We start from the raw sequence: 17,369 nt of genomic DNA, 5'->3' as shown, positions 1-17,369 counted from the left end.
TTTCACCTGAGAGCATTCAGCGACGGGCCGACAGCGCGACCGTCACGGCTACGGCGAGGAACGCGACGCCGGTGCAGACCGGCCATTCGAGCGTCTCGCCATCGTAAAACAGTCCCGAGAGATTGCCGACCATGCGGGCGGCGGCCGCGCCCACGATGCCGACGAGCACCGCGATCCACCACGCCGGCCGGCCCGTGCGCCGCATCGGATGCAGCCAGCGGCCGAACAACCCGACGGCCGCTCCCAGGACAAGGATTCCAAACCAGTTCATTCGACGCCTTCTATAAATTCAGATTCGTCCCATAGGCGTGAACGTTGCCAGCGGCTAGCATCGATTCATCCATCGAACCCGAGACCAGCCGGGCGCCGCGAACATTCGAGTGTAGGGGCCGACTCGACGTTATGGCAAGCGCACACCGGCTGCCGTATTGAAGAAATTCTCATGCGAATCGCGCTGATCGATCCGGAGTCGCGTCACACCGCACTCCTGAACCGCCTGCTCTTTGCCGGCGGTCACGTGTGCCATGCTTTTCCATCCAGCGCCGCTTTCTTCGAGTGGCTCGCCGCCGACAACACCTGCGACATGCTGGTCACCGGCCACTGGGCCGGCGATCAGCCGGCGCAGGAAGTCATTCCGCGCGCGCAGGCGGTCCTGCCGGGATTGCCGGCCATCGCCGTGATGCAGTCGGCACGCGAAAGCGAAATCGTCTCGTGCCTGCACGCGGGCGCCGACGATTGCCTCGTGCGCCCCGTGAGCGGGCCCGAGCTGCTCGCGCGCGTCAACGCGCTGAGCCGGCGCGCCGGCGTTCGCCGGCCGCCCACCCGCTCGCGCGAAATGTACGGCGAATACGCGTTCGACGCCACACACTGCCTCGTGCGTTTCGGCGACGCAATCGTTTCACTTACGCCGAAGGAGTTCCGTTTCGCGCAGTTGCTGTTCACGAACCTGTCGCGGCCCGTGTCGCGCGCCCATATCCTCGAAACGGTATGGGCGCGCCGCCGCGACATGAAGTCGCGCACGCTCGATACCCACGCGTCGCGGCTGCGCAGCAAATTGCAGCTGCTTCCGGAGCGCGGCTACCGACTGCTGCCGCTCTACGGCTTCGGCTACCAGCTTGACCGCGTACCGATCGAGCCCCCAAATTCGCGCCCCCGCCACGCTGATGCCCGGTATGCGGCGAGTGAGGAAATCGCTGAAACGCTATAATATGGGGCTAAACGATAGCCCTCGATATGCAACTCCTCACGATCGGAATCAACCACCACACTGCGCCTGTCGCCCTGCGCGAACGCGTGGCGTTTCCGCTCGAGCAAATCAAACCGGCTCTCGTCACGTTCAAGAACGTGTTTCTCGGCCCGCAGGCGCCCAATACGCCCGAAGCGGCGATCCTCTCGACCTGCAACCGCACTGAACTGTATTGCGCGACCGACGATCGCGCGGCCCGCGAAGGCGCGCTCCGCTGGCTGTCGGAGTATCACCGGATTCCGGTCGACGAACTCGCGCCGCACGTCTACGCGCTGCCGCAGTCGGAAGCGGTCCGGCACGCGTTCCGCGTCGCCTCCGGCCTCGATTCGATGGTGCTCGGCGAAACCCAGATCCTGGGCCAGATGAAGGATGCCGTTCGCACCGCGACGGAAGCCGGCGCGCTCGGCACCTATCTGAACCAGCTGTTCCAGCGCACGTTCGCGGTGGCGAAGGAAGTGCGCGGCACGACCGAAATCGGCACGCAGTCGGTGTCGATGGCCGCGGCCGCGGTGCGCCTCGCGCAGCGCATCTTCGAAAAGGTGTCGGATCAGCGCGTGCTGTTCATCGGCGCGGGCGAAATGATCGAGCTGTGCGCGACGCACTTCGCCGCGCAAGGCCCGCGCGAACTCGTCGTCGCGAACCGCACGGCCGAACGCGGCCAGCGGCTCGCCGAACGCTTCAACGGCCGCGCGATGCCGCTGGCCGACCTGCCCACCCGCATGCACGAATTCGACATCATCGTGTCGTGCACCGCGTCGACGCTGCCGATCATCGGCCTCGGCGCGGTCGAGCGTGCGGTGAAGGCGCGTCGTCACCGGCCGATCTTCATGGTCGACCTCGCGGTGCCGCGCGACATCGAGCCCGAAGTCGGCAAGCTGAAGGACGTGTTCCTGTACACCGTCGACGATCTCGGCGCGATCGTGCGCGAAGGCAACGCGTCGCGTCAGGCCGCGGTCGCGCAGGCCGAAGCGATCATCGAAACCCGCGTGCAGAATTTCATGCAATGGCTCGACACGCGCAGCGTCGTGCCGGTGATCCGTCACATGCATACGCAGGCCGACGCGCTGCGCCGCGCCGAAGTCGAGAAGGCACAGAAGCTGCTCGCACGCGGTGACGATCCGGCCGCCGTGCTCGAAGCCCTGTCGCAGGCGCTGACCAACAAGCTGATCCACGGCCCGACGAGCGCGCTCAACCGCGTCAACGGCGCCGATCGCGATTCGCTGATCGACCTGATGCGCGGCTTCTACCAGCACGCGCCGCGCTCGAACGACCAGTCCGGCCACTAGCGCCGGCCGGTCGCCCTGCCGCCGGCCGCGCATTGCCCTGCCGCCGGCCTATCCTTTCCGAATACCCTTGCCCGGGAGCGCCGCTCCACACCATGAAGACGAGCATGCAACGCAAGCTCGACCAGCTGTCCACACGGCTGGCCGAACTGAACGACCTGCTGAGCCGCGAAAACGTCACGGCCGACCTCGACCAGTACCGCAAGCTGACGCGCGAACATGCGGAACTCGGCCCGGTCGTCGAGCAATACGCGTTATGGCGCCAGTCGCGCAGCGACGAGGCGGCCGCGCAGGAACTGCTCGCCGATCCGTCGATGCGCGATTTCGCGGAAGACGAAATCCGCAGCGCACGCGAGGGCATGGCGCGCCTCGAGACCGAGCTGCAGAAGATGCTGCTGCCGAAGGATCCGAACGACGACCGCAACATCTTCCTCGAAATCCGCGCGGGCACGGGCGGCGACGAATCGGCGCTGTTCGCGGGCGACCTGCTGCGCATGTACCTGCGCTTCGCGGAACGCCAGCGCTGGCAGGTCGAAATGATGTCGGAGAGCGCGTCGGATCTCGGCGGCTACAAGGAAGTGATCGTGCGGATCGCGGGCCAGGGTGCGTATTCGCGGCTGAAGTTCGAATCGGGCGGCCATCGCGTGCAGCGCGTGCCGGCCACCGAGACGCAGGGGCGCATCCATACGTCCGCGTGCACGGTCGCGGTGATGCCGGAAGCCGACGAGATCGGCGAGGTCGAGATCAATCCGGCCGACCTGCGCATCGACACGTTCCGTGCGTCCGGCGCGGGCGGCCAGCACATCAACAAGACCGATTCGGCGGTGCGCGTCACGCACATCCCGACCGGGATCGTCGTCGAATGCCAGGACGATCGCTCGCAGCACAAGAACAAGGATCGCGCGCTGAAGGTGCTCGCCGCGCGCATCAAGGACAAGCAGTATCACGAGCAGCATGCGAAGGAAGCCGCGACGCGCAAGAGCCTGATCGGCTCCGGCGACCGTTCGGAACGCATCCGCACGTACAACTTCCCGCAGGGCCGGATGACCGACCACCGGATCAACCTGACGCTGTACCGGCTCGAGGCGATCATGGACGGCGATCTCGACGAACTGATCGGCGCGCTCGTCACCGAGCACCAGGCCGAGCTGCTCGCGTCGCTCGGCGAAGCCGACTGAGGCCACGATGCCCGACACCACCGCCGACGCCCTGCTGCGCACCTCGCCGCTCGACCCGGTCGATGCACGCGTGCTGCTCGCGCACGCGCTCGGCTGGACCCGCACGCAGCTGATCACGCGCGGCGACGCGCCGCTCGACGCGGCCGCGGTCGAACGCTACCGCGCGCTCGAAGCGCGCCGCGTCGCCGGCGAACCCGTCGCGCAACTGGTCGGGATGCGCGAGTTCTTCGGCCGCCCGTTCGACGTGACGCCCGACGTGCTGATCCCGCGCCCCGAAACCGAGCTGCTCGTCGAAGCCGCGCTCGATGCGATCGACGGGCTGCCGCACGCGGCCGTGCTCGACCTCGGCACCGGCAGCGGCGCGATCGCCGTGTCGATCGCGGCCGAGCGCCCCGATGCGCGCGTGTGGGCGCTCGACCGTTCGCCGGCCGCGCTCGCGGTCGCGCAACGCAACGCCGACAAGCTGCTCGACGCGCAGCGCCCCGGCGGCCCGCTGCACTGGCTGCAGAGCGACTGGTACGCGGCGCTCGATCCCGCGCTCGCGTTCGATGCGATCGTCAGCAACCCGCCGTACATCGCGCAGCACGATCCGCATCTCGCCCAGGGCGACCTGCGTTTCGAGCCGCGCGGCGCGCTCACCGACGACGCCGACGGCCTCAGCGCGATCCGCACGATCGTCGCGGGCGCCGGCGCCCATCTGAAGCCGGGCGGCACGCTCTGGATCGAGCACGGCTACGACCAGGCCGAAGCCGTGCGCGCGATCCTGGTGTCGCACGGCTTCGTCGCGGTCGAATCGCTGACCGATCTCGCCGCCATCGAACGCACGACCGGCGGCCGCCTGCCGGGCTGATGCCCGGCCCGCCCGGTTGAAATCCGCTATCATTTCGATCTAACGCCCCGCAAACGCAAGGTCAGTCATGGACACCCAACAACGTATCAAGCAAATCGTCGACGAAAACCAGGTCGTGCTCTTCATGAAGGGCAACGCGCAATTCCCGATGTGCGGCTTCTCGGGCCGCGCCGTGCAGGTGCTGAAGGCCTGCGGCGTCGACCAGTTCAAGACCGTCAACGTGCTCGAGGACGACGAAATCCGCCAGGGCATCAAGGCCTTCTCGAACTGGCCGACCATCCCGCAGCTCTACGTGAAGGGCGAATTCATCGGCGGCTCGGACATCATGATGGAGATGTACCAGTCGGGCGAACTGCAGCAACTGTTCGCCGCCGCGTAACACGCGGCACCCGTCCCCCTTTCGATGGCATCTTCCAGCGCGCCGCCACGCCGGCTGATCGTCGCGATCACCGGTGCCACCGGCGCGATCTACGGTGTGCGGCTGCTCGACCTGCTGCGCGCCGCCGGCGGCGTCGAAACACACCTGCTGATTTCGAACGCCGGCTGGCTCAACATCCAGCATGAACTGAAGCTGCCGAAGGCCGACGTCGAAAGCCGTGCGGACGTCGTGCATTCGGTGCGCGACGTCGGCGCGACGATTGCGTCGGGCTCGTTCGCGACCGATGGCATGGTGATCGCACCCTGCTCGATGAAGACGCTCGCGAGCGTCGCGCACGGGCTGTCCGACAACCTGATCACGCGCGCGGCCGACGTCACGCTGAAGGAGCGCCGCCGTCTCGTGCTGATGGTGCGCGAAACGCCGTTCAACCTCGCGCATCTGCGCAACATGACCGCCGTCACCGAAATGGGCGGCATCGTCTTTCCGCCGCTGCCGGCGTTCTATGCGATGCCGAAGACGATCGAGGAACTCGTCGATCAGACCGTCACGCGCGTGCTCGACCTGTTCGCGCTCAGCGCGCCGCTCACGACACCGTGGGCCGGCATCCGGCACGCGCAGTAAGTCACGCCTCTTCTGCGCGCATCTCCACCGATCCTCACCACAACTCCGTCGATTCCACGCCTTCCGATGCCAGTCGGCAGTCGGAAGCCCGCTATCGCCACGATTATCAACAATCAGGCGTCAATCAAATTCCAGCGTGCCGATTTATCAATGCGTGGTGCGCGCCTATAGTCACAGGCAAACTCTTTCGCAGGTCACCACCATGAACCGCTTGCCTTCGCTGTACCTGTCCCACGGCGCCCCGACGCTGCCGATCGACCCGGCGCTGCCGTCCGGCGCGTTCACGCACCTCGGTGCCGAATTGCCGCGCCCACGCGCGGTACTGATGCTGTCCGCGCACTGGGGCACGCAGCGGCCAGTCGCGAGCGTCGCCGCGCATCCGGACACGATTCACGACTTCTACGGTTTCCCGCAGGCGCTGTACGACATCCGCTATCCGGCGCCGGGCGCGCCCGACGTGGCCGAACGCGCGGCCGCGCTGCTCAACGCAGCCGGCATCGCGACCGCGACGACCGAACACGGCCTCGATCACGGCGCGTGGGTGCCGATGCTGCTGATGTTTCCGGAAGCCGACGTGCCGGTCGCGCAACTGTCGATCCAGCCGCGCGCGGACGCCGCGCATCACTTCGCGCTCGGCCGCGCGCTGCGGCCGCTGCGCGACGAAGGCGTGATGGTGATCGGCTCGGGGCAGATCACGCACAACCTGCGCGCCGCCGATTTCGGCGCCGCGCCCGAGGATGCGGACCCGCGCGTCGCGGAATTCACCGACTGGTTCGAGGCGAAACTGGCCGCACGCGACGTCGACGCGCTGCTCGACTACCGCCGGCAGGCGCCGCACGCGGCGTTGATGCATCCGACCGACGAACATCTGCTGCCGGTCTTCACGGCGCTCGGCGCGGCGGACGACGACTACCGGCTCGGCATCCAGTCGCTCGGCACTTACCAGCGCGTGCTCGCGATGACGAACTACGTGTTCGCGAGCGCCGGCGCCTGAACCTGAACGGGGGCGCCACCGCCGGGCCAGTAAAAAGCCCGCCCGAGCATCGCTCGGGCGGGCTTTTTTCGCTGCATCCTGCCGCCGCCGAATCCGGCGGCAGGTCAGGCGTCAGGCACCGACCCCTTCGAGGATCTCGTCGTGCGACTCGCGCTCGTCGAGATACTGGGTCCGGTAACCGGTATTCACGCCCCAGAAGTAGAACACCAGCGAGATCGCCGCGACGACCAGCATGTCCCAGCCGTACGGCAGCAAGCCATAACCGCCGAATTCCTTGCTGCCGATCAGCGACAGCACGGCCATCGTCGGCAGGTACGCGACCAGCCACCATGCGGCCTTCAGGTCGGCGCCCCAGCCGGTCCAGCCCGACTTCGCCTGGAAGAAGAAGTACACCGGCAGCGCAACGATCATCAGCAGGATGATTTCACCCGTCAGCGGCCACTTCGCCCAGTACAGGATCAGCGACGCGCACACGAACGCGAACGGGGCGATCAGCTTCATCAGCGGAATCGACAGCGGGCGCTCGATGTCGGTCGCCGAGCGGCGCAGCGCCATCAGGCTGATCGGGCCGGTCAGGTACGAGATCACCGTCGCCACCGAGATCACTGCCGCGAGCGAGCTCCAGCCGCGGAAGAAGAACAGGAAGATGAACGACACGAGCAGGTTGAACCACATCGCCTGGCGCGGCACGCCGTAGATCGGGTGCACGTTGCCGAACATCTTCGGCATCGTGTTGTTGCGCTCCATCGCGTAGATCATGCGGGTGGTCGTCGCCATGTAGGTCGTACCGGTGCCGCTCGGGCTGATGAACGCGTCGACGTACAGCAGGATCGCGAGCCAGTTCAGGTTCAGCGCGATCGCGAGTTCCGCGAACGGCGACGAGAAGTTGAAGTGCGCCCAACCCTTCGCGACGTCGGCCGGGTTCACCGAGCCGATATAGGCCATTTGCAGCAGCACGTAGATCACGAGTGCGAGCAGGATCGACGTGATCACCGCGAACGGCACGCTGCGCGCCGGATTGCGCGCTTCACCGGCCAGGTTCACCGGGCTCTGGAAGCCGTTGAACGCGAACACGATGCCGCTCGTCGCGACCGCGGTCAGCACGGCCGACCAGCCATACGGCGCGAAGCTCGTATTCGACGCGGTGCCGAGGTTCTCCGCGTGGAAGCTCGTCAGCATCAGGCCGAGGATCGTGAGGCCCGGAATCAGGAACTTGAAGATCGTGATCGCGGTGTTCGCCCGCGCGAAAGCCTTCACGCCCCAGTAGTTCAGCAGGAAGTAGACGACGACCAGCACGGCCGACAGCAGCAGACCGAGAGTCTGCAATTCGCCGTTCACGAACAACGCATGCGCCCACGGATACGGCCACGTGCTCATGTACTGGATCGACGCTTCCGCCTCGATCGGGATCACGGATACGATCGCGATCCAGTTGGCCCACGCGCTGATGAAACCCACCAGCGAACCGTGCGAGTACCGCGCGTAACGCACCATGCCGCCCGACTCGGGGAACATTGCGCCCAGTTCCGCATACGTCAGCGCAATCGCCAGAATCACGACCGCGCCGATGATCCATGCGCAGATCGCCGCCGGACCGGCGATCTTCGCGGCTTTCCAGGCACCGAACAGCCAGCCCGAGCCGATAATCGAACCCAGCCCCGTCAGCATCAATGCAAACGGGCCGATGTTCCGTTGAATAGAACTCTTCACATCCTCTCCTGTGTCTCAAAAAGCATGGTCGGCCTGCGGTCCGGGATCGGCTCGGACAGCACCGCGCACGCATTCTTGGGGGGACGGTCAACCCGATCGGGGCAACCCGTCCACGCGGCGCGTAGTTTAACGGTTGCACCTCGAACGTGGCGCCAAAATCGATCGGCCCCTACAAAAAATTCGCATCGCTTGCAAGCTTTGTAAACCCGATCTCCGCAATAACCCTGAGAGCATGGGAATACGGTTGACCATCAGACCGATTAGCCGTATAAAGGACTTCGCAGGATTTCAAGTGGCGAGTGAATTGGTTCTTTCGTAGTTCGCCCATCAACGGTACTCCGGTTGGTCCTATTACCCCTTCCTTGATTTTCCGCACCCCATGGGCTTCGGCCCCGTTTTATCTTTTTAGGAACAAGTAACATGGCAACCGGTACCGTCAAGTGGTTCAATGACGCAAAGGGCTTCGGCTTCATCACCCCGGAAGGCGGCGGCGACGATCTGTTCGCGCACTTCTCGGAAATCCGCGTCGAAGGCTTCAAGACGCTGCAAGAAAACCAGAAGGTTGAATTCGAAGTGAAGACGGGCCCGAAGGGTCTGCAAGCTGCGAACATCCGTCCGGTCTAAGCTTGGCGCGATAATTCGTGTAAAAAAGCCCCGCTTCGGCGGGGCTTTTTGTTTTTGCGCGCCGCTCGTCCGGCATGGCGGCTTATAGCCGCCCGCGCCGCTCAGCCGAACAGGCGCTGCGCGTGAATGCCGAGCCCCGTCGCGACACTCGCCAAGCGATCGCCGAACACCGGCTGCGCATCCGGAAACGCGCCGGCGAGCGCACCCGACAGGAACGCGAGCCCCGTCGAACCGCCGGTGAAATACAGCGCACCGACGTCACGCGGCGCGACGCCCGCGAGCCGCACCGTTTCGCGTGCGGCATCGACGATGCGCGCGGTATCGTCCTGGCTCGCGTCGACGAGGCGATCCGCGTCGAACGCGATCAGCAGATCCTCTTCCACGTCGTTCAGGTCGATCATCGTCTCCCCGCCCGCCGCGACACCGATCTTCGCCTCTTCCGCGCGCGCCATCAGCGCATGACCGAGCCGCTGCTCGACCACGCTCGTGAGCCGGTCGTACTGCCGCACATCCTGGTACAGGTGCTTCATCAGCTTCAGCTCGCCGACGCGCTTGGGCGTGTAGACGGTATTGATCAGGTGCCAGGTCGCGAGATCGAAGTAGATCTTGTTCGGCAGCTCGCGCCCTTCCGGGTCGAGCGAACGGTAGCCGAACGCGGGCAGGATCGCCGCCAGCTCGACCCGCCGGTCGTAGTCGGTGCCCGCGACGTGCACGCCGTGGTGCGCCAGCACGTCGTCCTTGCGTTCGAGCCGCGCCATCCGCTGCGGGCCGACGCGCACCAGCGAGAAGTCGGACGTGCCGCCGCCGATGTCGGCGACGAGCACGAGACGCTCGGCCTGCTGGCGCGACTCGTAGTCGAACGCGGCGGCGATCGGTTCGTACTGGAAGTGAACGTCCGCGAAGCCGACCGAGCGCGCGGCCGCCTCGAGCTGATCCTGCGCGAGCCGGTCGGCGCGCGGATCGTCGTCGACGAAGAACACCGGCCGGCCGAGCACCGCGCGGCCGATCGGCGCGCCCGCGCGCGCTTCGGCCTTGCGCTTCAGGTGCGTCAGGAAGCGCGCGATGATGTCGGTGTAGGCGATCGCGCTGCCGTCACCGAGATCGGTCGTCGTTTCCGCGAGCGGCGAGCCGAGGATGCTCTTCATCGAGCGCATCAGCCGGCCGTCGAAACCGTCGATATAGGAGGCCAGCGCCGCCCGGCCGTATTCGACCGTCTCTTCGTCGTTGTTGAAGAAGATCGCGGTGGGCAGCGTCAGGTGGTCGCCCTCGACGGGCGCGAGGCGCATGCCATCGCCGTCGGGCAGCGCCACGGCGGAATTGGACGTGCCGAAATCGATCGCGCAGTAAGTCATGGGAAATTGCCGCAGCAGGGCCGGCGCGAAAACGGAAAGGACGGGCTTTTTAACATGAAGCCCGCGGGATCACAACCGGGGCCGGCCAGCGGCGCCGCGCAACGGGCGCCCGGTGGCGACGGCGCGCGCCGTGGCGCGCCGCGAACATGCGCGGACAGGATGCGCGACGCAGCCTGCCCGCCCGCAGGATCAGGCTGCCGCGTCGAAGCTCTTCTTCCACGCACCGGCGTAGACGACTTCGCCGATCGCATGGCGCGTACGCGGCGCCTTCTCGCGATCGCGCAGCACGGGATCGAGCTTGTCGACGTTGCCGTAGTGGCCGAGCGAGATGATCGACACGATCGCGACGTCCGCCGGAATCGCGAACGCGTCGCGGAATGCCTTCGGGTCGAAACCGCTCATCTGGTGCGCGGCGAGGCCCAGCGCGTGCGCCTGCAGCACCAGCGACATCGCGGCGGCGCCGGCGTCGTACAGCGCGGTCGGCGCCGGCTCGCCCTTCGGCGTGAGCGTGTGCGCGGTGACCGCGATCAGCACCGGCGCCGGTGCATTCCAGCCCTGGTTGAACGGCACCAGCGTCGCGAATGCGCGCTTGAACGCGTCTTCGTCCTGGGTACGATCGAATACGATGAAACGCCACGGTTGCGCGTTGTACGCGGACGGGGCCCAGCGTGCCGCTTCGAGCACCGCGTGGAGATCGCCGGCGCTGACGGGCTCATCCGAATACGCGCGCGGGCTCCAGCGGCCCGCGATCAGATCGTGAATCGAAACAGTGGTGGGAGCAGGTTTGACGGACATGCGGTTCCTCGCTGACATCGATGAAGGGGCGCGAACGCCCGGCGAACCGCAAGCATACCCGCTTGAGCGACAGCGCGCCCGATCCCGCCGCGCTATGCAAATCTGCGTGCGTGCAATGGCCGGCCGCGGCGGTGCGGCCGGCCGGTCCGCCGCGATCAGGCCGCCTGCGCGGCCGCGCGCGACGGGCCGCGGTTGATCCGCAGCACGATCAGCGCGCCGACGATGCACAACCCGCCCGAGATCATCGACGCGATCGTGTAGGTACCGAGGCTCGCGCGCAGCAGCCCGGCACCGAGCGCCGCGAATGCCGCGCCGAGCTGGTGGCCGGCGACGATCCAGCCGAACACGACCGGCGCCGCGGCCTTGCCGAACACGTCGGTCGCGAGCCGCACGGTGGGCGGCACGGTCGCGATCCAGTCGAGCCCGTAGAACATCGCGAACAACGGCAGCCCGAAGAAATCGATCCCGAACGCATGCGGCAGGTAGATCAGCGACAGCCCGCGCAGTCCGTAGTACCAGAACAGCAGCACGCGATTGTCGTAACGGTCCGACAACCATCCCGACAACGTCGTGCCGAACAGGTCGAACACGCCCATCGCCGCGAGCAGCGACGCGCCCTGCACCTCGGTCATCCCGTAGTCGCTGCACATCGCGATCAGGTGCGTGCCGACATAGCCGTTGGTGCTCGCACCGCAGATGAAGAAGCTGAAGAACAGCAGCCAGAAATCGCGCGAGCGGCTCGCCATCAGCAGCGTGCGGAACGCGACCGCCAGCGGATTCTCCTTCGTCGCGTCCGGCGCGGGCGGCGCATCGGCCGGCTCGCCGTACGGGCGCAGCCGCACGTCGGCCGGCCGCTCGGGCAGCAGAAACGCGACGAGCGGAATCACGATCGCGGCCGCCACCGCGACGACCAGCACGACCGGCCGCCAGCCGTGGCGCTGCGCGATCGCCGCGAGCATCGGCAGGAACACGAGCTGGCCGGTGGCCGTGCTCGCGGTCAGAATCCCCATCACGAGGCCGCGCCGCGCGTGGAACCAGCGCGTGACGAAGGTTGCGGACAGCGTCAGCGCGACGACGCCCGTCGAACAGCCGACCATCAGCCCCCAGATCACGACCATCTGCCAGCTCTGCGTCATCATCGACGACAGCGCGACGCCCGCGCTCATCGTCACGAGCGCGGTGAGGATCGTCGGGCGCAGCCCGAAGCGCTGCATCGCGGCGGCCGCGAACGGGCCCGTCAGGCCGTACAGTGCGATGTTCACCGAAATCGCCAGCGAAATCGCCGCGCGGCTCCAGCCGAGCTCGCGTTCGAGCGGCACCATCAGCACGCTCGGCGTCGCGCGCGTGCCGGCTGCCGCCAGCAGGATCAGGAATACCACCGCCGCCGCGAGCCATCCGTAATGGAAGCGCCCGCCGATTCGTGTCACTGCCCAGTTCATCTTCATGTTCTCCAGTTGACGGTTCCGGTGTCGTCGCACCCGCTCCGTCCCAACCAGGCCACCTCCGCCGCGCATTTCAACATCGGCTGACCCGGGCCGACGCTTGGCATTCGTCTGTTGATCCGGCCGCGATTGTTACCGACCGGTCACAATTGTGTTGCGATCGTAGTGACCAGTCGGTAACATGTCAAGCAATTCACCACGAAGTCGAGGGTCATCATGTCGGGCATCGAGGTCGCCAAACCGCCGGCACGGCGCACGCGCCGGCCGATCGACGGCGCCACCGCGCAGGAGCACCTGCTGCGCGCTGCCGAGGAGCTGTTTTACAAGGAAGGCGTGCGAACGGTCGGCGTCGAGGCGGTGGTGGAGCGCGCGGGCGTCAACAAGATGAGCCTGTACCGCCAGTTCTCATCGAAGGACGAACTGATCCTCGCGTATCTGGAACGGATGGACGCGTGCTTCTTCGAGCGGCTCGACACGAGCGCCGCGAAGCATCCGGGGCAGCCGAAGGCGCAGTTGATCCAGTACTTCGTCGATCTCGCCGAACGCGCGACGCAAAAGGACTATCGCGGCTGCCCGTTCGTCAACGTGGCCGCCGAATTCCCGGACGCGTCGCATCCGGCGCGCGAACGCGTCGCGCAGAACAAGGAACAGCTGATGAAACGGCTCGTCGCGCTGTGCGAAGGCGCCGGCGCGCGGCAGCCGAAGGCGCTCGCCGATGCGCTCGCGCTGGTGGTCGAGGGCATTTATGCGGCGAGCCAGACCTACCGGCACGGCGAAACGCCGATCGGCACCGCGCCCGCGCTCGTCACGCAGCTGATCGAAGCCGCCTGCGCGTGACGGGCCGCGCGCGTTCGTCCGCGGCGCGCCCGCTACAATGCGGCCCTCATAGCCCTTCCGCCCGACTGGTATCACGATGACCGACACCCGCCCCGACTCGCACGACGACATCCTCGCCGCCACGCGGCACTGGCTCGCGCGCGCGGTGATCGGGCTCAATCTGTGCCCGTTCGCGAAAAGCGTCTACGTGAAGGAACAGGTGCGCTACGCGATCAGCGAAGCGACGACCCTGGAGGATACGCTCGCCGAACTCGAAACCGAGCTGCGCTTGCTCGACGCGGCGGACCCGCAGCAGATCGATACGACGCTCGTGATCTACCCGCATGCGTTCGCCGATTTCGTCGACTACAACGATGCGCTGTTCTTCGCCGAGCGGCTCGTTCAGCAATTGCGGCTCGACGGCGTGCTGCAGATCGCGAGCTTCCATCCGCAATACCAGTTCGACGGCACCGAACCCGACGACATCGAGAACTACACGAACCGCGCGCCGTATCCGATCCTGCACCTGCTGCGCGAGGACAGCATCGCGCGCGCGGTCGACGCGTTTCCGGACGCGTCCGCGATCTACGAAAAGAATCAGGAAACGCTGCGCCGCCTCGGCCACGAAGGCTGGCGCGAATGGATGCGCCGGCCGGGCGACGACGTGTGACGCGGCGTGTCACGTGCGGCGTGCAACGTGCGGCGCGAGCGCCATGCCCGCGCGGCCGCGTCAGCCTTCGGCCGGCTCGACGGCGGCGTCGCTCGCCGGCGCGGCTTGCGCGACGAAGAAGCGCTCGTTGAGTTCGGCGAGCCCGAACATCCCGAGGATCTCGTTCAGCCGCTCGCCGGGGCGCCGGCGCGGCAGGTTCTTGTACTGCGCGATGATCAGCTCGTTCTTCATCGAATGCTCCCAGCCGACCAGTTCGGTCACGCTGACCTGGTAGCCGTGCGCTTCGAGCTGCAGGCAGCGCAGCACGTTGGTGATCTGGCTGCCGAATTCGCGCGTATGCAGCGGATGGCGCCACACCTCGGTCAGCGCATTCGCGAGCGACTTGCCCTTGTTCTTGCGCAGCACGCCCGCGACTTCCGCCTGGCAGCACGGCACCAGCACGATGTGCTGCGCGCGCTTCGCGAGCGCGAAGCGGATCGCGTCGTCGGTCGCCGTGTCGCACGCGTGCAGCGCGGTGACGACGTCGACCGTGTCGGGCAGTTGCGGCGACGTGATCGAATCGGCGACCGACAGGTTCAGGAACGACATGCCGCCGAACCCGAGCCGGGCGGCGAGCTCGGTCGAGCGCGTGACGAGTTCCTCGCGCGTCTCGATGCCGTACACGTGTGACGCGAACGCCGGCGTGCCGTGCCCCGGCTGCTGCTTGAAGAACAGGTCGTACAGGATGAAGCCGAGATACGACTTGCCGGCGCCGTGATCGACGAGCGTCACATGGCCTTTGTCGGCCTGCACGCCGGCGAGCAACGGCTCGATGAACTGGAACAGGTGATAGACCTGCTTCAGCTTGCGGCGGCTGTCCTGGTTCAGCTTCCCGTCGCGGGTGAGGATGTGCAGTTCCTTCAGCAGCTCGACGGACTGCTCCGGGCGGATTTCGTGGGTCTTGTTCGACATCGTGAAGCGCCGCCGGGCCACGGTCGGTCGACCCGGCCCGGCGGCGGAAATTCGTGAGGAATGGCGACAGTTTACCGAAAATACGCGGTCAGGCCCGGGCGCCGAGCCGCCACAGCGACGTGATCTCGGCACGACGCGCCGCATGCAGCGGATCGTCGGCGTCCGTCGACTTCGGGTGCGCGGGACGGATGTCGTCGCGGCCGAGCACGACTAGGCCGGCTTCGTCGATCCATTGCAGCAGGGTTTCACGCGGCCGCAGGCCGAGATGCTCGGCGAAATCGGACAGGATCAGCCAGCCCTCGCCGCCCGGCTCCAGATGTGCGGCCAGCCCCGCGAGGAAACCGCGCAGCATGCGGCTGTCCGGATCGTAGACCGCGTATTCGATCGGCGCGCTCGGCCGGGCCGGCACCCATGGCGGGTTGCAGACCACGAGCGGCGCACGGCCGGGGGGAAACAGGTCGGCCTCGACGATATCGACGTGGCCCGCATGACCGAGCCGCGCGACGTTCTCGCGCGCGCAAGCGAGCGCACGCGGATCCTGATCGGTCGCGACGATATGCTCGACGCCGCGCGAGGCAAGTACCGCGGCCAGCACGCCGGTACCCGTGCCGATGTCGAACGCGAGCGACGTCGCCGGCAGCGGCGCGCGTGCGACGAGCTCGACGTATTCGCCGCGCACCGGCGAGAACACGCCGTAATGCGGGTGGATCGGCGCGCCGCCGAGCGCCGGGATCGGCACGCCCTTCTTGCGCCACTCATGCGCACCGACGAGCCCGAGCAGTTCGCGCAGCGACACCACCGACGGCGCGCCGCCGGGGCCGTACGCTTCCTCGCAGGCCGCGCGCACGTCGGGCGCGCGGCGCAGCGGGATCGTGTAATCGGCGTCGAGCGGGATCAGCAGCATGCCAAGCGTGCGGGCGCGCTGCGATTGCGCGAGACGATGCAGGTTGAACGCATCGACGCCGGCCGCGGCTTTCGCCTTCTTCGGCTTGCGTTCGACACGGCGCGCCATCGCCTGCACGAGCTGGCGTGCGTTCTGGAAGTCGCCCTGCCAGACGAGCGCGGTGCCCTCGCACGCGAGGCGGTAGGCCGCGTCGGCGGTCAGGCGGTCGTCGGCGGGCACCGCGCGCTTCGGCGGTTGCACGCCGGCTTCGGAGCGCCAGCGCACGGCATGATCGACGCCGTCGGCGTCGGTCCAGTGGAAAACGGGGGAATCGGTCACGCGAACTCGGTTACGGTTGGCTCAGCGGCAGCGAGAATTCGCCGCGCGGACCACACCATACCGCGCTTTGCCCGACCCGGCAAAACAGGCGCCGCGACAATCGCCCGGAAGCGTTCATCGCGGCGCAATCTCGTCAATCAGGCGAGATCGACGGTTTCCGCAATGGGTGCATCGCGCTTGACGGCCGCGATGCCGTTCTCGCGAGCCTGCACGCTGCTGTACGTCTCGCTCGTGCCGATGACCTGGTGGTTGGCCGCCTTCAGATTGAACATGGGCTCACCGTTGTGGGCGAGCTTCCGTTCGTAACGCTCGTCGAGCGGCGCGTTGTCCCGCACGGACGCGATCCCGTTTCTCGCCCCGCTTTTCTCCTCGTACCGCTCGCTCGCGAGGATGATCTCGCCGTTCGCCGACTTCAGGTGGAAGTAGTACTGGCCGTTCGTGGCCTTCTTGAGTTCGAATTTTGCCGCCATGGCGTTCCCCTAAAAAGAATGTCCGACCCTCGGACATCGGCAAGTGTAAGGGGCATACCGACAAAAATCGACATTTCGCGGAGATAAGCGTTAAAGACTGTCAAATGGTGAATTTTCAGACACCTTTGACCGACGTTGAATCCGGCCGAACGATCTAGCCGCCCCATCCCGGCATGGTCGGCAGGCGCAGCGTGCCCGCGTCGTTGAAGCGCACCGTGCCCACCACGCTGCCGGCGAGCCGGCCACGCAACGCATACGGCAGCTCGCCGTTCGCGGCCGCGCCGGGCAGGTTCCACGCCTGCCGTGCGGCAGCGAAAGCCGACACCGACACGGGCACGTCGAGCACGGCCTCGCCGAACCGCGGCACGGTGCCCGCCCGGTCGCTGACCCCGCTCGCGAACGGCGCGCCGTTCAGGTCGAGCGCGACCGAGATCCCGTCGTAGTCGATCGGCGCGTCGTTCGGATTCTGCACGCGCAACTTCAGGCTGAAGCGCATCTCGAGACCCTGCCCGACCAGCGGGTCGAGTCCGGCGACCGACACGCGCACGGGCTCGCGCGTGAGCGCCGCGCAACCGCCCAGCAGGAACACGGTCGCGAACAGCAGCAGCACGGCGCGCAGCGGCGCGATACGGAACAGGGCGCGTGGCATGGGGAGGCCTCCTCGTGGCGATCGGTGAACGGGTCGTCGACGCATTGTACCGACCATGCAGCCTCTCGCCGGACTTCGTAGTTTTCATGGCACCGGCAGATCGTTAATAGATTAAAA

The 17,369-nt window shown here is 66.9% G+C and carries 19 protein-coding genes; 10 read left to right on the top strand and 9 right to left on the bottom strand.

Translation table 11 applies throughout. The features are described 5' to 3' along the window. Positions 1 to 16: 16 nt before the first annotated feature. Positions 17 to 271, bottom strand: coding sequence for a hypothetical protein (locus tag H0X95_RS18805; RefSeq protein WP_006477062.1), 255 nt, complete (start codon positions 269 to 271; stop codon positions 17 to 19). Between the two features lie 171 nt (positions 272 to 442). On the opposite strand from H0X95_RS18805, the gene H0X95_RS18800 reads away from it, so the two are divergent. From H0X95_RS18800 to H0X95_RS18770, 7 genes are all read left to right on the top strand, one after another. Continuing rightward, positions 443 to 1,207, top strand: a complete 765-nt coding sequence (locus H0X95_RS18800) for a response regulator transcription factor (protein ID WP_006494404.1) — start codon at positions 443 to 445, stop codon at positions 1,205 to 1,207. A 26-nt stretch (positions 1,208 to 1,233) separates the two neighbouring features. Then, positions 1,234 to 2,532 (top strand): glutamyl-tRNA reductase, encoded by a 1,299-nt coding sequence (hemA, locus tag H0X95_RS18795; RefSeq protein ID WP_006482047.1) that lies wholly within the window; start codon positions 1,234 to 1,236, stop codon positions 2,530 to 2,532. A gap of 92 nt (positions 2,533 to 2,624) precedes the next feature. Beyond that, positions 2,625 to 3,707: a peptide chain release factor 1 gene (prfA, locus tag H0X95_RS18790; protein WP_006494405.1), complete on the top strand. Its 1,083-nt coding sequence runs from the start codon at positions 2,625 to 2,627 to the stop codon at positions 3,705 to 3,707. Positions 3,708 to 3,714: 7 nt separating this feature from the next. After that, positions 3,715 to 4,557: a peptide chain release factor N(5)-glutamine methyltransferase gene (prmC, locus tag H0X95_RS18785; protein ID WP_059723924.1), complete on the top strand. Its 843-nt coding sequence runs from the start codon at positions 3,715 to 3,717 to the stop codon at positions 4,555 to 4,557. A gap of 67 nt (positions 4,558 to 4,624) precedes the next feature. After that, positions 4,625 to 4,936, top strand: a complete 312-nt coding sequence (gene grxD, locus H0X95_RS18780) for a Grx4 family monothiol glutaredoxin (RefSeq protein WP_006477066.1) — start codon at positions 4,625 to 4,627, stop codon at positions 4,934 to 4,936. 24 nt (positions 4,937 to 4,960) lie between these two features. Next, positions 4,961 to 5,557: a UbiX family flavin prenyltransferase gene (locus H0X95_RS18775; RefSeq protein ID WP_006482052.1), complete on the top strand. Its 597-nt coding sequence runs from the start codon at positions 4,961 to 4,963 to the stop codon at positions 5,555 to 5,557. A 202-nt stretch (positions 5,558 to 5,759) separates the two neighbouring features. Further along, positions 5,760 to 6,551, top strand: coding sequence for a DODA-type extradiol aromatic ring-opening family dioxygenase (locus tag H0X95_RS18770; protein WP_006494408.1), 792 nt, complete (start codon positions 5,760 to 5,762; stop codon positions 6,549 to 6,551). Between the two features lie 111 nt (positions 6,552 to 6,662). Here H0X95_RS18770 and H0X95_RS18765 read toward each other — a convergent pair whose 3' ends face one another. Next, positions 6,663 to 8,261, bottom strand: coding sequence for an APC family permease (locus tag H0X95_RS18765; RefSeq protein ID WP_006482046.1), 1,599 nt, complete (start codon positions 8,259 to 8,261; stop codon positions 6,663 to 6,665). Between the two features lie 420 nt (positions 8,262 to 8,681). On the opposite strand from H0X95_RS18765, the gene H0X95_RS18760 reads away from it, so the two are divergent. Then, positions 8,682 to 8,885 carry a cold-shock protein gene (locus tag H0X95_RS18760; protein ID WP_006477070.1) on the top strand — a complete coding sequence of 68 codons (204 nt, stop codon included), beginning with the start codon at positions 8,682 to 8,684 and terminating at the stop codon, positions 8,883 to 8,885. 101 nt (positions 8,886 to 8,986) lie between these two features. Here the strand turns inward: H0X95_RS18760 and H0X95_RS18755 are convergent, their stop codons facing one another. The 3 genes from H0X95_RS18755 to H0X95_RS18745 all read right to left on the bottom strand — a co-directional run bounded on the left by H0X95_RS18755 (position 8,987) and on the right by H0X95_RS18745 (position 12,471). Further along, positions 8,987 to 10,237: an Hsp70 family protein gene (locus tag H0X95_RS18755; protein WP_006494125.1), complete on the bottom strand. Its 1,251-nt coding sequence runs from the start codon at positions 10,235 to 10,237 to the stop codon at positions 8,987 to 8,989. 189 nt (positions 10,238 to 10,426) lie between these two features. Next, positions 10,427 to 11,032 (bottom strand): nitroreductase family protein, encoded by a 606-nt coding sequence (locus tag H0X95_RS18750; protein ID WP_006482064.1) that lies wholly within the window; start codon positions 11,030 to 11,032, stop codon positions 10,427 to 10,429. A gap of 155 nt (positions 11,033 to 11,187) precedes the next feature. Then, positions 11,188 to 12,471, bottom strand: coding sequence for an MFS transporter (locus tag H0X95_RS18745; RefSeq protein ID WP_012492315.1), 1,284 nt, complete (start codon positions 12,469 to 12,471; stop codon positions 11,188 to 11,190). 219 nt (positions 12,472 to 12,690) lie between these two features. Here H0X95_RS18745 and H0X95_RS18740 point away from each other — a divergent pair, with 219 nt between their 5' ends. Together H0X95_RS18740 and H0X95_RS18735 are read left to right on the top strand one after the other, a co-directional pair. After that, positions 12,691 to 13,311, top strand: a complete 621-nt coding sequence (locus H0X95_RS18740) for a TetR/AcrR family transcriptional regulator (protein ID WP_006481919.1) — start codon at positions 12,691 to 12,693, stop codon at positions 13,309 to 13,311. Between the two features lie 76 nt (positions 13,312 to 13,387). Further along, a complete protein-coding gene (locus tag H0X95_RS18735; protein WP_058901215.1) occupies positions 13,388 to 13,960 on the top strand; it encodes a DUF1415 domain-containing protein in 573 nt (190 codons plus the stop codon). A gap of 60 nt (positions 13,961 to 14,020) precedes the next feature. On the opposite strand, the gene H0X95_RS18730 is transcribed toward H0X95_RS18735, so the two are convergent. The 4 genes from H0X95_RS18730 to H0X95_RS18715 form a co-directional block, all read right to left on the bottom strand. Continuing rightward, on the bottom strand, positions 14,021 to 14,911 hold the full coding sequence (locus H0X95_RS18730; protein WP_034201872.1) for a class I SAM-dependent methyltransferase: 891 nt from the start codon (positions 14,909 to 14,911) through the stop codon (positions 14,021 to 14,023). Between the two features lie 88 nt (positions 14,912 to 14,999). Then, on the bottom strand, positions 15,000 to 16,133 hold the full coding sequence (locus tag H0X95_RS18725; protein ID WP_006494412.1) for a methyltransferase: 1,134 nt from the start codon (positions 16,131 to 16,133) through the stop codon (positions 15,000 to 15,002). A 137-nt stretch (positions 16,134 to 16,270) separates the two neighbouring features. Further along, positions 16,271 to 16,603, bottom strand: coding sequence for a YegP family protein (locus H0X95_RS18720; protein ID WP_006481923.1), 333 nt, complete (start codon positions 16,601 to 16,603; stop codon positions 16,271 to 16,273). A 154-nt stretch (positions 16,604 to 16,757) separates the two neighbouring features. Further along, on the bottom strand, positions 16,758 to 17,252 hold the full coding sequence (locus H0X95_RS18715; RefSeq protein ID WP_059723926.1) for an LEA type 2 family protein: 495 nt from the start codon (positions 17,250 to 17,252) through the stop codon (positions 16,758 to 16,760). Positions 17,253 to 17,369: the final 117 nt, after the last annotated feature.

It is taken from the genome of Burkholderia sp. 9779_493 (assembly GCF_015712215.1).
Lineage (GTDB): Bacteria > Pseudomonadota > Gammaproteobacteria > Burkholderiales > Burkholderiaceae > Burkholderia > Burkholderia cenocepacia.
Note: the sequence above shows the minus strand (reverse complement) of the source record. Positions and strands in the feature narration are given on the sequence as shown.